The sequence below is a fragment of the Methyloversatilis sp. genome, assembly GCF_030698125.1.
Taxonomy (GTDB): domain Bacteria; phylum Pseudomonadota; class Gammaproteobacteria; order Burkholderiales; family Rhodocyclaceae; genus Methyloversatilis.
Map to the genome: position 1 here is coordinate 122,864 of NZ_JAUYNV010000017.1, position 14,192 is coordinate 137,055.

General features: G+C 66.4%; 15 protein-coding genes. 2 read left to right on the plus strand and 13 right to left on the minus strand.

Annotation, left to right across the window (positions count from 1 at the left end):
- Positions 1-16 precede the first annotated feature (16 nt).
- From Q8Q80_RS07835 to Q8Q80_RS07890, 13 genes are all read right to left on the minus strand, one after another.
- Positions 17-457, minus strand: coding sequence for a transcription regulator (locus Q8Q80_RS07835; RefSeq protein ID WP_305632369.1), 441 nt, complete (start codon positions 455-457; stop codon positions 17-19).
- A 13-nt stretch (positions 458-470) separates the two neighbouring features.
- Positions 471-2,633 (minus strand): NosR/NirI family protein, encoded by a 2,163-nt coding sequence (locus Q8Q80_RS07840; protein ID WP_305632370.1) that lies wholly within the window; start codon positions 2,631-2,633, stop codon positions 471-473.
- Between the two features lie 161 nt (positions 2,634-2,794).
- Positions 2,795-4,741 carry a TAT-dependent nitrous-oxide reductase gene (gene nosZ, locus Q8Q80_RS07845; RefSeq protein ID WP_305632371.1) on the minus strand — a complete coding sequence of 649 codons (1,947 nt, stop codon included), beginning with the start codon at positions 4,739-4,741 and terminating at the stop codon, positions 2,795-2,797.
- 115 nt (positions 4,742-4,856) lie between these two features.
- Positions 4,857-5,672 carry a hypothetical protein gene (locus Q8Q80_RS07850; protein WP_305632372.1) on the minus strand — a complete coding sequence of 272 codons (816 nt, stop codon included), beginning with the start codon at positions 5,670-5,672 and terminating at the stop codon, positions 4,857-4,859.
- A gap of 14 nt (positions 5,673-5,686) precedes the next feature.
- Positions 5,687-6,817 (minus strand): 3-phosphoserine/phosphohydroxythreonine transaminase, encoded by a 1,131-nt coding sequence (serC, locus tag Q8Q80_RS07855; protein WP_305632374.1) that lies wholly within the window; start codon positions 6,815-6,817, stop codon positions 5,687-5,689.
- Positions 6,795-7,301 carry a hypothetical protein gene (locus tag Q8Q80_RS07860; protein ID WP_305632375.1) on the minus strand — a complete coding sequence of 169 codons (507 nt, stop codon included), beginning with the start codon at positions 7,299-7,301 and terminating at the stop codon, positions 6,795-6,797. The genes serC and Q8Q80_RS07860 overlap by 23 nt, the downstream gene beginning before the upstream one ends.
- A 5-nt stretch (positions 7,302-7,306) precedes the next feature.
- Positions 7,307-7,453: a hypothetical protein gene (locus Q8Q80_RS07865; protein ID WP_305632376.1), complete on the minus strand. Its 147-nt coding sequence runs from the start codon at positions 7,451-7,453 to the stop codon at positions 7,307-7,309.
- Entirely contained in the window at positions 7,446-8,603 is a 1,158-nt protein-coding gene (gene pqqE, locus Q8Q80_RS07870; protein ID WP_305632377.1) for a pyrroloquinoline quinone biosynthesis protein PqqE, read from the minus strand. The genes Q8Q80_RS07865 and pqqE overlap by 8 nt, the downstream gene beginning before the upstream one ends.
- Positions 8,572-8,865: a pyrroloquinoline quinone biosynthesis peptide chaperone PqqD gene (gene pqqD, locus Q8Q80_RS07875; protein ID WP_305632378.1), complete on the minus strand. Its 294-nt coding sequence runs from the start codon at positions 8,863-8,865 to the stop codon at positions 8,572-8,574. Before pqqD ends, pqqE begins: the two co-directional genes overlap by 32 nt.
- 46 nt (positions 8,866-8,911) lie before the next feature.
- Positions 8,912-8,986, minus strand: coding sequence for a pyrroloquinoline quinone precursor peptide PqqA (pqqA, locus tag Q8Q80_RS19800; protein ID WP_371132721.1), 75 nt, complete (start codon positions 8,984-8,986; stop codon positions 8,912-8,914).
- Positions 8,987-9,030: 44 nt separating this feature from the next.
- Positions 9,031-9,168, minus strand: coding sequence for a hypothetical protein (locus Q8Q80_RS07880; protein WP_305632379.1), 138 nt, complete (start codon positions 9,166-9,168; stop codon positions 9,031-9,033).
- 231 nt (positions 9,169-9,399) lie between these two features.
- On the minus strand, positions 9,400-9,603 hold the full coding sequence (locus Q8Q80_RS07885; protein ID WP_305632380.1) for a hypothetical protein: 204 nt from the start codon (positions 9,601-9,603) through the stop codon (positions 9,400-9,402).
- Between the two features lie 560 nt (positions 9,604-10,163).
- On the minus strand, positions 10,164-10,412 hold the full coding sequence (locus Q8Q80_RS07890) for a hypothetical protein (protein ID WP_305632381.1): 249 nt from the start codon (positions 10,410-10,412) through the stop codon (positions 10,164-10,166).
- A gap of 40 nt (positions 10,413-10,452) precedes the next feature.
- Here Q8Q80_RS07890 and Q8Q80_RS07895 point away from each other — a divergent pair, with 40 nt between their 5' ends.
- Together Q8Q80_RS07895 and Q8Q80_RS07900 are read left to right on the plus strand one after the other, a co-directional pair.
- Positions 10,453-13,266, plus strand: coding sequence for an EAL domain-containing protein (locus Q8Q80_RS07895; RefSeq protein WP_305632382.1), 2,814 nt, complete (start codon positions 10,453-10,455; stop codon positions 13,264-13,266).
- A gap of 71 nt (positions 13,267-13,337) precedes the next feature.
- On the plus strand, positions 13,338-13,733 hold the full coding sequence (locus Q8Q80_RS07900) for a putative zinc-binding protein (protein ID WP_305632383.1): 396 nt from the start codon (positions 13,338-13,340) through the stop codon (positions 13,731-13,733).
- Positions 13,734-14,192 lie beyond the last annotated feature (459 nt).

Below are 14,192 nucleotides of genomic sequence, written 5' to 3' on the forward strand. Positions count from 1 at the left end.
GGAGGCCTGTCGGTCATCATGCCGCGCCCAGGAAACCCTGCGACTTGAGCGCGAAAAAGAGCGCGGCCCCCAGCAGCAGGTTCTTGAAGCCGACATAACAGACCATGTCCATCGGGCTGGCGCGACGGTAGCGGCGCTCCCACCACGGACCTTCCTTCACGTAGGGCTTGGCCTGCAGGCGCAGCGCAACCTCGAAGGCGCTCCAGCCGGTCCACCAGGCGATGACGCCATGCGGTCCCAGTTCGCCGCGCACCGCCAGTACCCAGCAGGCGCTGACGATGACGGCGAAGGCGAAGCCGAACAGTTGCACCAGGCGCGATGCGCCGCGCCGCTGCATGCCCTGCCGGCTCCACGGCCACAGGTGGTCGCGCAGTTCGCCCGCCAGCCAGCGGGCGGGCGAGGGCTGGCGCGTCCAGTCCGGCGTCACCGGTTCGGTCATCATGCGTGGGTCGACCATGGTTCGGTTCCTTTCAGTTCGCCGGCGGCGTGTCCGGCGGCACGGGGCGGATCGGGATGAAGTATCCATCGGTTCCGATCGGGGTCATTTCGACCCCCGCCCTGGTCCGCCGCTTGCGTTCGGAAACCAGCGGCGGGCAGGCATGGTCGTCGGTGTACATCACCATGCAGTCCAGGCAGAGCAGGCATTCGCGCTGGTCGATGCGACCGTCGGCGTCGATGGCCAGCGAGCCGCAGCCGGTGCCGCAGGCCTTGCAGCGATCGCATTCCTGCTTGCGCCGCAGGCCGAACCAGCGAAAGGTCGATGGCATCGCCAGCGCGGCACCGAGCGGGCACAGGTATTTGCAGAAGGGGCGTTCGATGAAGATCGACAGCCCGAGCAGGCCGGCGGCGAACAGCGTGTAGGGCCAGCTGCGGTTGAACAGGCCGACCAGGAAGGTGGTTTTGAAAGGCTCGATCTCGGCCAGTTGTTCAGCCAGCGTCATCGAAAACATCGACACCGCGAGCAGGCCGAGGAATACGCCGTACTTCACCCACTTGAGCCGGTCGTGCAGCGCCTTGGGCAGACTGAACTGGATGCGCTTGAGACCGACCGCGCCGGCCACTTTGTAGATCAGTTCACTGAGCGAGCCGAAGGGGCACAACCAGCCGCAGAACAGGCCGCGCCCCCACAGAAACACGGTGACGATGATGAAGATCCAGAACAGGAAGATGAACGGATCGCTGAGGAAGAGCGACCAGGTCCATTGGAACAGCAGTGCGTGAAACCAGGTGAGCACCTGCGTGATCGACGGTTGCGCCAGCAGGCCGAAACCGACGAAGCCGATGCTGGTGATCCAGGCGGCGTACTTGAACGCGTTGACCGGCCAGGGGTTCTTGCGGCTGGCGCGTCGGGTCAGCCGGTCGCGGCTGGCATAGACGAGCGCGGTCGTGACGAGCAGCAGCGAGAACAGCGCGATCTGGGGTGCGCGCGTCTTCCAGATGCGCACCCACGGCGCGTCGGGTTGCACGACAGCGGGCCGGCCACCGGCGAGATAGTCGTCGGGCAGCCAGTATTCGGCGTCGAAGTTGGCGAAGGTGCGGGCGCCGGTTTCGCGGTCCACCCGGTTGCCGAGAAATACCAGTTTCCACGGCCAGGCGGCCGAAAAGGCCGGCGAGCGCACGATGAAGATGCCGGATTCGCTGAAGGCCGGGGCGCCGGCGGCGCGCACGCCGTACAGGTTCAGGTAGTCGAGGTCGCGGAAGGTGAAGGCGTCCTGTCCCTGGCGAACCTGGACGCGGTCGTACAGGCCGCCGCGGACGAAGCCGGAGCCCTTGAACGATTCGCGCCCGGCGGTGCGCAGGATGAACAAGGCATGATCGTGTTCGCCCAGACGCTGTCGGAGCGCCGCCCAGCCGTCGCCGCCGAGTACGGCGCGGCCGATCGCCGGGTGGTTCAGGTCGCCGAACCACAGTTCGATGAAAGGTTCGGCCGCGCGGGCGAGGCCGACCTGTTCCGGACGCACCGCCAGCCTGCGCACCAGGCCTTCCGACACCATCGTCGCCCAGTCGAGCGGGCGGCCGGGATCGAGGAACTGCGCCGGCGGACGCACCGTCGCCTCGAGCAGGCCGACCTGGCGGCCGACCGCGGCGCCGGCCGCCATCATCACCTGGTTCTGCGCGATCACGGTGACCGTGGCGCCGGAAATGGCGTCCAGGCCGATGATGTTTTCATCCGGCCTGGAGTGGCCGATCTCGATGTTGTCGCCGATGAACTTGCCGAGATACTGCCGGTTGAACGCAGTGAGCGCGGCTTCGGGAATGCCCAGCAGCAGGATGGGTTCGGAGTGCTTGAGGATGCGCACGCCGATGAAGCGCCCGCGCGTGTCCAGGCCGATCAGCGTGACAACCGGCTTGCCCGAATAGGCCGGCGTGTCGGTGACGTCGGTTGACAGCACGACATAGCCTGCCAGCTCGCGGTGGCCATTGCGTTCGACATAGGCCTCGACGTAACGGGGCTGCCCCTTGCGCTCGGAAAAGTGGGTGGCGCCGGGTACCACCTCGGCACAGGGCACGTGCTCGCACAACGCGGCGGCAGTGTCCAGGGCGGCCGGCAGCTGCGCCTCGTAGGCGGTCTGCGCCAGCGCCGGAGCGGTCGCCGGCAGCGCCACGGCGACACTCAGGAAGGCGAGACGCATCCATCTTTTCAGGGAGTCGGGCAGTGAAGGCACGACGGTTTCTCCGGGAGGCGGGGTAAGGGGCGCGGGGAAGTGCAGCCGGCGCGCGCGGGCGCGCCGGCATGCCGGCGGAACCGGCCCGGAACGGCGGTGAGGCGGTGCGTTCCGGGCGGCCGGGGCGGTCAGGCCTCGACGATCATGCGGCTGCGCATCTCCAGGTGGAGGGCGTGGCAGAAGTGCGTGCAGTAGCACCAGAACACACCCGGCTGGTCGACCTTGAAGGTGACCGACTTCGTTTCCTGCGGGCTGACGATGAAATTCACGTTGTAGTTCGGGATGGCGAAGCCGTGCGTCAGGTCTTCGATCTTGTCGAGGTTGGTCAGGATGACCGTCACCTCGTCGCCGACCTTGACGCGGAATTCGCGCGGCTCGAAGGCTGGCGCCATCGAAGTGATCCGGACCGTCACCGTCTTGCCCTCGCGCACCACGCCGGCGTCCTTCGGCGACTTCACCGCGTTCGGGAAGTCGTCGATGCTGTACACCTGCTTGGGCTGCAGCAGTTCGCGCTTGAAGATGATGAAGTCATGCGGCTCCGGGCGTACCGGATGATCGGCCACCAGCACCATCTTCTCGCCGGAAATATCGACCAGCTGTTCGGTTTCGGCGTGCAGCGGCCCGACCGGCAGGAAGCGGTCCTTAGAGAACTTGCAACCGACCGCCAGCCACTTGCCGTCGGCGAACATCGTTTCCGACTGGCTGGCGTTGATGTGACCGGGCTGGTAATGCACGTCGAGGCGGTCGACCACGTACTGCGCTGTGGTGTCGCCGCCGTGGAAGCGGATGGCGGCGTCCACGTTCCACTTGACGATCTGGCTGTCGAGGAAAAGCGTGGTGTAGGCATTGCCCCGGCCATCGAAGGCGGTGTGCAGCGGGCCCAGGCCGATCTCGACTTCGGCGACGATGGTCTTGTCGATGTCGTCGATCCTGCCGTCGAACCATTCGAGTACCCGCCCCAGGTCGATGACCGTGGCGGTGGGCGAAAGCTTGCCGGCGCAGATGAAGTACTTGCCGTCGGGGGTGGCGTTGACGCCGTGCGGGTTCTTCGACACGGACACGTAGCCGACCAGCGCCGTCTTCGGGTCGGCGTTGCTGGCACGCGTGCCATCGACCACCGGTACTGCGGACTGGCCGATGCGGGTGAACTTGCCGTCCTTCACCGCCTGTTCGATGCGCGCGATGTTGAAGAACAGGCAGGCGTCGCGTTCGGCCGACATCATGTCTTCGTAGTGGTATCCGCCCTCGGTGTTGTACTGGTTGGTGGCGGCCAGCTTGCCATCGTAGGACGAGGCAGCCAGATCGCAGTTGCCGTCGATCAGCACCTGCCAGCGCACCTCCATCGTTTCGGCGTCGACGCAGGTAAACAACGAGCGGTACTTCTCGGGCGAATCCAGGTCGCGTCCGTCATTGGGCAGCGGAACGTGGAACTCGGCGCCGCAGAAGACCCGGGTGGTGTAGTTGATGGCCGGGTCGACCGGATCCCGCTTGTCCGGGAAGATGCCGTGGAAGCCCTGCACGTTCGGCAGCTGCGTGATCTTGTCGCAGATGAAGTAGTCGAGGCGGATGCGGGCGATGCGGCTGTTGATCTTGTCGTTGATCCAGGCATAGCGGCCGTCGTAGTTGCCGTCCTTGTACGAGGCGTGCGTGTGGTGCGTGTCGGCCACCGTGTAGCGCAGACTGCCGTCCGCCTTGGTGCCCATGATGGCCTTCGATTCGTTCGTGATGCCCCAGCCGACCAGCGCGTCGGGGTTGAAGCACGGTACGCGGTGCAGTTCGCGTCCCGAAGGCAGGCCCAGCACACGGAAGTCGCCGGTGTGGCCGCCCGACCACAGGCCGTAGTAGGTGTCGAGTTCGCCCGGCTTGAGGTGCGGGTTCTGGCCCGCCCCATGGGCGCCCGCACCGGCGGTGCCCGGTGCCGCCGGGGTGGCGGGTGTCTTCGTGTCCTGCTGGCAGCCGCTCAGGCCGAGCGACAGTCCGGCGCCGGCAAGGCCGGTCAGCGCAGCGCTGCCGATGAAGCGGCGGCGCGCAGGATCGGCGCTGTCTTGAAGATGTATTAATGATGTATCTTTCATTGCGTACCTGCTCCTGTTGTTGTGCATGGCGCGCAGCGCGGACTGGCCGCATCCGTGGCCCTGCGGTCGGATGAACACGAGCAAGTTAATTTATGCCCGCGCGGCCGGGCTTGATCTATCGCAAGCGGGAATCGGATGACTGCCTGCCGCCGATGAAGTGCGGCGGCAGGCGACGGGCCAGGGCGCGGTGTACCTGCACCAGGTGGGCACCGGCGGCCAGTCTCTGGCGGGCGGCTCCCAGGCTGGCGACGCCGCCGACGCTGATCAGGCAGAAGCGCTGGCCGGCCAGCGCTGCGACCTCGGCGATACAGTCGGCAGCGGTGTCAGCCGCGCCTTCCGTCGATAGCAGCAGGCCGTCGCAGCCGCTGTCGATGAAGGCATGCACCGTGGCGCGGCGGTCGGCGGCACCGAGCCAGCGCGCGGGCAGCTTGGCGACCAGTGCCAGCGGCTGCGGACGCGGCAGCCGCGCTTTCAGGCGGGCCAGTGCGCTCATCAGTGATGCGAGGGCGGCCGGGCCGGGGCAGTCGTGACCGGGGTTCACCGTGATGTAGTCGGCCGAGCGGTGCCAGGTTGCCAGTCCGTGCAGGAAGGCGGTCTGCGCCTGCGGCCAGGCAAGGTGTGCCGGCTTGTTCAGGCTCAGGCCGCGCCGTACCGCGCCGCGGGGTGACCACAGCAGCGGTGGCGCGGGGCCGTCCGCGGCACAGTTCATGCTGCCGGCCTCGACCCCGCCCAGACCGAGCCGTGCCGCCGCGTCGAACAGGCGGCCATGGCGGTCGAAACCCGCCGCCAGCAGCAGCGGCGATGGAAAGTGCAGCCCCATCGCCGCGACGGCAGTGGCGCGTCCGGGATGGATCAGTGGCGCGCCCGCCGGCCCGTGCCGCAGACGGGCGACCGACCAGCGGGTGCGCAACGCCAGGGCGGACAGACCCATGTCCAGGTCCATGTTCAGGCCAACCCGCCGCGCTGCGCGTAGTCGTGCATGAAGGCGGCCAGGGCGTCGACCGCGTCGTCGGACAGCCCGTTGTAGAGGCTGACGCGCACGCCGCCCACGTCCGGGTGGCCCGCCAGGTCGTACAGGCCGGCGGCCTGCGCCGCGGCGATGAAGCGGGCGGTGCGGGCCGCGTCCGGCAGATCGAAACAGGGGGTCACCCGGGAGCGCCAGGCGACATCGACCCGGGGGCGGTAGAACCCGGGGTGGCGGTCGATCACCGCGTATACCGCCGCGGCACGACGGGCGAGGCGCGCCTGCATCGAGCCGACGCCGCCTTCGCCGGCCATCCATTCGAGCATGCAAAGTGCGGCGAACATGGCGAAGACGGGGGGCGTGCACAGCCGCGACGCGGCGGCCGAAAGTGCGGCATAGGCCATGACGCGCGGGGTCAGCGGATGCGGCGGGCCAAGCAGGTCGCGCCGCACGATGACGATGCTCAAGCCGGCCACGCCCAGTGTCTTCTGCGCGCCTGCATAGACCAGGCCGAAGCGCTTCCAGTCGGGTGTCGCGGTCAGCAGGTCCGATGTCATGTCGGCCACCAACGGCAGCGGCGTCGCGGGCAGCCGGTGGAACTGCAGGCCGTCGGCGGTTTCGTTGCTGGTGTAGTGGCAGTAGGCGGCCCCGTCGGGAGCGGGGGCCGCGACGATGGCCTCGGCAGCCGACAGCACGCTTACGTTGCAGTAACGCCGCGCCTCGACGATGGCGCGGCGCGACCAGTGGCCGCTGAGCACATGGAGCGCCCGTTCCCGTCCGCCGAGCAGGTTGAGCGGAACCAGCGCGAAGTGCGCGCTGGCTCCGCAGCCCATGAACAGGATGTCGAAGTCGTCCGGCACGGCCAGCAACTGGCGCAGCAGCCGGTCGACGCCGGCCTGGATGGCGCGGTATTCAGGTGAAGTGAAGGGCAGCGCCAGAATGCTCCGATGCGGCACGCGGCAGGCATCGGTGATGCGCTCGACAACCTCCGCCGGCTGCGGACCGGCGGAGGCCGAAAAACCGAATCGCCCGGCGGGGCCGACCGGCGATCCGATACGTGCGGCGACGTGCATCGCGAGGCCCGGCGGCCTAGCCGAACAGCGCGCCGCCATGGGCGCCAGTGCCCATGAAGAACAGCACCGGCACCGACAGCATGGTGTTTACCCGCGCCGACAGGAAGGTCACGCGCGATGCGCGCAGCCGCTCGTCGAGTGGCGCCGGAATGAAACCGAGCACCCGCTTCTGGTGCGGCCAGAGCACGAACCACAGATTGCACACCATGATGCAGGCGATCCAGATGCCGATGCCCAGCGGCGCCAGGTGTCCCTGCAGGGCCAGCGTATCGGCCAGCCAGCCGCGTTCCCACAGGATGGCGAGGCCGCTCGCCAGCGCGGTCAGCGAGGCGTAGCGGAAGGTGCCGTGCTCGCGCTGCATGAGCGCCCGCTGGCGCGGGCTATCCGGGTCGGACAGGTCGGCGGCGGTGAGCGGCACGTAGCGGGGACGGGTGACCGCGGTGGCGTAGTTGTGGCCGATCCAGACCAGTGCGCTGGCGAAATGCAGCCAGCGGGCGAAGGTTTCGATGAGCAGGGCGTCCATCGCGTTCAGCCGCGCAGGCTCAGCAGCCAGACCAGCAGGCCGGTCAGCGCGATGCCGAAGAAGACCGCCGACAGCGCGGAGTCGAGCAGGCGACCCGGCAAGCCCGGGGCCGCTGCGGCGGCGGACGTGTCATGCCGGCACCCCCTAGACATGATCGGGCTCCACCTGCGACTGGGCACGCGAGTTGGCGTCGGTGCGCATGACCAGAGGGTGGATGGTGCGGCCCGGCTCGTGCGCCCGGGCCACGGCTTCGCTGATCAGGTGGTGGTGCGGCGAGCGCGCGCAGGCCGGGTCGGTGTTGCCGGCGTCGCCGGTGAGCAGGAAGGCCTGGCAGCGGCAACCGCCGAAATCCTCTTCCTTCTCGCTGCACGAGCGGCAGGGCTCGTTCATCCATTCGTCGCCGCGGAACTTGCGGAAGGTCGGCGATTCGTTCCACAGCCAGGCGAGGCTCTTTTCGCGCACGCTCGGGAATTCGAGCCCGGTGATCGTGCGCGCTTCCTGGCAGGGCATGGCGGCGCCATCGGGCGCAATCGTCAGGTGGATCGCCCCCCAGCCGTTCATGCAGGCCTTGGGGCGTTCTTCGTAGTAGTCGGGGATGACGAAGTAGATCGTCATGCGCTCGCCGAGGCGTTCGCGCGCAGCCTGCACGGCCAGTTCGGCCGCTTCGATCTGGGTGCGTGTGGGCATCAGTTCGTCGCGGTTGATCAGGGCCCAGTTGTAGTACTGGATGTTGGCGAACTCGAGATAGTCGACGCCGATGTCTTCGGCCAGCGCGAGGATTTCGTTCACCTGGTCGATGTTCTGCCGGAACACCGGCACGTTCAGCACCATCGGAAAGCCGAAGGCCTTGATCAGGTGCGCCACCTTGACCTTCAGGTCGAAAGCACGCGCGCCCACCAGCGTGTCGGTGAGCGTACGGTTGCTCGATTGCAGCGACAGCTGTATCTGGTTGAGCCCGGCTGCCTTGAGTGCGGCGAGACGCGCTTCGGTCAGCCCGATGCCGGAGGTGATCAGATTGGTGTAGTAGCCCAGCCTGTGCGCCTCGGCGACCAGTTCTTCCAGATCGTCGCGCAACAGCGGCTCGCCGCCGGTGAAGCCCAGCTGCAGGGCGCCCAGTTCGCGACCTTCACGCAGCACGCCCTTCCATTCAGCGGTGTCCAGTTCGTTGCGGCCGTCACCGGCGTAGTCGACCGGGTTGCTGCACCACGGACATTTCAGCGGGCAGCGGTAGGTGAGTTCGAGCACCAGCCACAAGGGCTTGCCTTCCCCATCAAGCCTGACGACGGATCCATCCTTTGGCACGAAACACCTCCAGCGACTTGTAAACACCTTCTGCGACGCGTCCGTCGTCGCCCGGGTAGCGCTGCTGCAGCGCCTCGACCATGCCGGCCGCCGTCCGGCAGCCATCGCACAGTTCGATGATTTCGCCCGCCGTGCGGTTGAGTTTCACGATGCCTTCGGGGTAGAGCAGCACGTGGGCGTCCTGCGTGGCTTCCCAGCGGAACAGGTACATCGGGTTCAGCGCATAGCGCGCCCGCCCGGCAGCAGCTGCGATGTCGTCCATCCGGCACTCCTTGTCGGTGAAGGGCGGCTTGCGCCGCCCCGCTGCATCAGCGCACGTAGACGTACGCGGTGACTTCAAAGCCCAGACGGATGTCGTTGTAAGCCGGATCGATCCACTGCATGACGAATCTCCTCTTCTGTTGCGGATGAGTGGCTGGCCGGGTGGTCAGCCGCAGACATCATCGGACAGGCCCGCTGCGGCCACGCCCCGGCAATTGCCAATGGGGCGTCGTTCTTTTGCTCGAAGGGATTCGTCATTTTCGGGAATCAAGCGGCCGCGACCGGAAAGCTTGATGGCGATCAATACCCGCTGCGGTGCCCGGTGGCTTGAGCTGGAAACGCGGCAGCGCCATGACTCCGGGCAAAAAAAACGCCCACGGGCCGCAGCCGCAGAAAGCGGCGCAACCGGCGGGCCAAAGTGGGGTTGGTCAATCAGACAGAGACTTGCAAGAATCCGGCCAGAAGTGGAAATCGTTTCCAATCAGCAGCATGGAAATTAGACGGTCAAATAGACCCTTCCGGCAAAGGGTCGGATCTACCGCAAAAGGTTGAAAATACCATCATGGATGTCGGACTGCCGTTCGGCGCCAGCCGTCAAGCCGGGCACGATTGCCCATGGGTGGAACAGGATCAAGGCGTTGGGGAAGGCGCGCAGGGGGTCGATCGGGTCGAGCCGGAGCTGGACGTGCCGGCGCAGATCGAGGCGCGGGAAGCGCCCTGGCGGAACGTTCGGATCCACGACATGGAAGCCTGCGAAAACCCGCGGACCCACGCGCCTTTCGTGGAGCGGGCCCCGTCCGCGATGGGGCGGCGGGATACCAGACGGCGTCTGATCAACCGCCCTTTTGCCGCGTCTGCACGCGAGGCGTCCCGTAGGTTGGGGTGAGCGCAGCGATGCCCAACATCGGCCGTCGCGTTCGTGCGCTGCCTTCGTTGAAGGTTGTCGTTGGGCATCGCTGCGCTCACCCCAACCTACGGTGATGTCCACGGAGCGGGCCCTGCCCGCGATTGGGCGGTTGATCACGCGCCATCACGTGTTTCGAAGCCGTGATCGCCTGCAGGGGCGTAGCGGAGGTTTCGGCGAGCATTGCTCGCCGCCCGCAAAGCCGGCTGGCCATGCAAGGCCAGCCGTGGATAGGTTCCCAAACCATAAACATCTTCCGCGTCGGCGTGTCCATACGGGTGCAAACTGGCAATACAAGCCATGCCGAGCCAAGTCACTACAGTCGGCTGATCGGCCGTTGGAACGCGTGCAACCAATGGGGTGACGCGAGAGGGTGACGCGATGAAAAGGACACTTCAGAGCAGCTGGTTGTCCAACCCGAAAGACAACAAGCAGATCAAGGGTGCGTGGGAGAAGTTTCTAAGCGGCGAAGAGTATTCCTCGAGCGCCGGATTGCGGGCCGCGATAGACGCCTCGTGGCGGCGCTGCCTGATCAGCCAGGTTGACCCGTCGCGCCAGCAGGCGCTCGTGCTGATCGACAGCAGCGGTCTGGAAGCGCTGCGCCGGCGCAATGAACGCCTGATGTCCGCCAGCGCGCCTTTCATGGTGCAGTCCCGCAGCTTTCTTGCGCAGACGGGCACGGTCATGATCCTGACCGATCCCGAGGGGACGATCCTGGACGTCGAGGGCGATCCGCACCTGCGTGAAGCGGTAGAACGTGTCCGGCTGGTTCCCGGCGCCAACTGGAATGAGTCGGCCAGCGGCACCAATGCGATCGGGACGGCACTGGCGCTGGGGCAGCCCATGCAGGTGCATGCTTCCGAGCACTTCTGCGCAGGGATACAGAAGTGGAGCTGTTCGGCGGCGGTCATTCGCGACCCGGTCAACGGGGCTATCCTCGGCGTGCTCGACATATCGGGTTCGAGCAGCGCGTACAACCAGTACAGCCTCCCCTTCGCGGCCATGACGGCGGAACGGATCGAAAACCGGCTGTCGGAACTGGAAACCGGGCGGCGCTTCAATCTGCTCGAGGCCAGCACGCAGCGGCTGGCATCCTGCGATGGCGTCATCGTTTTCGATCGGCATGGCAATCTGGTGAAAGCCAATGAACGGGCGGCCGCCGCGCTGGCGGCCTGGGACGTGACCTTGAGCGCCGGCACGCGCATGCCGGTGCCCGGCGCGGTCGAAACACCGGGGTCGTTGCCGGGTGTGTTGCCGGAGTGGCTGCTGGCCAACCGGGTCGAACCGGTGCTCGGCGGGAACAAGCTGCTCGGCTTCGTCGTATCCGTTCCGCTGCTTCCCCCGTTGTCCGCCCCGCCTTCGGCGCCTGCCGCCGACGTCGCCGCTTCGCCCCTCCCCGAACTGATGCACGAGCCCCGGGAAGCCCTGCTGTCGACGATGCTGGATCAGTCGTCCTCCCTGGTTTTTCTCAAGGACATGGCCGGGCGCTACGAATTCGTCAACCGGTGTTTCGAAGAGGTGTTCGGCGTGCGATCCGCCGACGTCCTCGGTCGGACCGATGCCCAGATATTCGATGCTGCACTTGCGCACGAGCTGCACCGGAAGGATCTCGAAGCGATCGGCCGGTCCAGCCGCAGCGAATCGGTCGACGAACTCAAACTCGGGCAACGGACAGTCCGGCTTGCCGCCGTCCGCTTTCCGATTCGCGACAGCGGTGGAGAAATCCGCTCTATCTGCACCCAGGCCAACGAAATCGCCCAGCCCCTGCATGGCACGGAAGGCCCGCACCCGGCGACGGTCACCGCCGCACTGGTGACCGACGAAGGCGTCATGGTCACTGATGCCCAGGGGCGCATCGTGACCGTCAATGCCGCCTTCACCCGGATCACCGGCTACAGCATCGAGGACGTGACCGGCAAGCCCCCGGGCATCCTCAAATCCGGCCTGCATTCGAAGGAGTTCTACCAGCGCATGTGGCGCAGCCTGGCCGATCAGGGCCGTTGGCAGGGCGAAATACAGAACCGCCGCAAGAATGGCGATATTTTCCTCGAGTGGCTGACCATCTACTCGATCAAGAGCGCCGATGGCGAGGTGCAGAACTACATCGCGATCTTCGGCGACAACAGCGCCACCCAGGCGTCGCAGCGGCATGTCGAGTTCATGGGCACGCACGACGCCGTGACCGGCCTGCCCAACCGCAAGCTGTTGATGGAACGCCTGCACGAGTGTGTCGTCGAGGCGGCAAGGCTGAAGGGCAGGATCGCGGTCATGCTCATCGATCTCGATAATTTCAGGGATATCAACGACTCGCTCGGTCACCAGCTCGGCGATCAGCTGTTGCGGCAAATCGCCGAACGGCTGCGGCGCTGCATGTGCGACGCTCATACCATCGCCGGGTTGGGCGGCGACGAATATGCGATCGTGCTGATCGGCGCGACGGCCGAGGAAGTCCACTGCGGCGCGGCCAATATCCTCGACTACCTGTCCGCTTCATTCCGCCTCGGCGGCAAGGAACTGTTCGTCACGACCAGCATCGGCATCAGCCTCTTCCCGGAGGACGGCGACACGGCGGCGGACCTGCTCAAGAACGCGGGCACGGCAATGCATGCGGCCAGGGCGGGCGGGCGCAACGGCTACCAGTTCTTCTCCGGGGCGATGAACGCCCGCCTGCAACAGCGGATGTCCATCGAAACGGGTCTGCGCGCGGCCATTGCGCATGACCGATTCCGCATCGTCTACCAACCCCAGGACGATCTGGCCAGCGGTGCCATGGTCGGGGCGGAAGCCCTGCTGCGCTGGACCGATCCGGACATGGGGGAAGTGTCGGCGGCACGCTTCATTCCGGTGGCCGAAGAGGCCGGCCTCATCATCACCATCGGTGACATTGTGTTCTCCAAGGTATTCGCGCAGATGGCCCTGTGGCGCCGTCTGGGCCTGGTATTGCCGAGAATTTCGATCAACGTTGCCGCCCAGCAGATGCGCGAACCGCAATTTGTGGAACATCTGTGCGAACTGCTGGAAAACCATGGCGTTGCGCCGGAGGCGATCTGCATCGAACTGACCGAAGGAAGCTTGATGGCCGATCTCGACAAGACCAGCCACATGCTGTCCCGCATCGCCCGGCACGGTATTTCCGTCAGCATCGACGACTTCGGCACCGGCTATTCGTCGTTGTCCTACCTCAGCCGTCTGCCGATCCAGGAACTGAAGGTGGACCAGAGCTTTATTCGCACCATCGCCGATGAAGCAGGCAACCGCTCGATCACCACCGCCATCATCGACATGGCCCACGCCCTGGGGATGACGGTACTGGCTGAGGGGGTCGAAACGGGGGCACAACTGCAGATACTGAAGGACAGGCACTGCGAGACGGGCCAGGGCTATTACTTCCATCGCCCCTTGAGTACCGAGGCATTCGAGAAGTTGCTGACCGAAAAATCCCTGACGGCGCCCCCGCCATTGACCAGCGACAACGCCACGGTAAAAGTCCTCGTTTAATCTGCTGGGGACGGGGTGGTCGAGCGCGGGTGTGCTCCCGCCCTGTCTTCGATACTTCCGGGGGTGTTCTGATGGGGTTACCGCATCGCCAGCTGCCGCTGGTCTACGCCTGTTCGGGCTGTTCCAGCGCCGCGCAGATGACCAATCACATCGCCGTCCGGCTCGACCGGTCAGGGCTGGCGGAAATGTCCTGCATCGCCGGCGTCGGTGGCGACGTGCCGCACCTGGTGCGCATCGCCCGCTCCGGCCGGCCGATCCTGGCACTCGACGGCTGTCCGCTCGAATGCGTGCGCCATTGCCTCGCGCAGCGCGGCCTTGAACCAACCCGCCATCTGCGATTGCATGAACAGGGCGTGAAGAAACGCCAGCACGACGACTTCGACCTGGAACAGGCCGACCGGCTCTACCTGGAGGCGGCGGCGATGGTGCGCGAACTGGTGGGCCGCATGGGTTCGCCAGGCGAATGAGGAACGCGCGCGACAGGGCCATCTTTGCGGCTTCGCAAGGCCGCGTCGGTCAGGGTGAATCCCGTACGGTCGCAGGTCGGGGTGAGCCGCAGGCGATGCCCAACGCCGTCCTTCAACCGGAGGTGGGGCGTGATCGACGGGTGCTTGTTGGGCATCGCCGTTGGCTCACCCCAACCTACCGGTGTCCGCGGCGGTTGCGCGGTCGGGTGAATCCGTACAGCCGTAGGTTGGGGTGAGCCGCAGGCGATGCCCAACGCCGACCTTCAGCCGGAGGTGGGGCGGGTCGTCGGGTGCTTGTTGGGCATCGCCGTTGGCTCACCCCAACCTACGGGTGTCCGCGGCGGATGCGCGGTCGGGTGAATCCGTACGGTCGCAGGTTGGGGTGAGGCGCAGGCGATGCCCAACGTCGTCCTTCAGCCGGAGGTGGGGCGGGTCGTCGGGTGCTTGTTGGGCATTGCC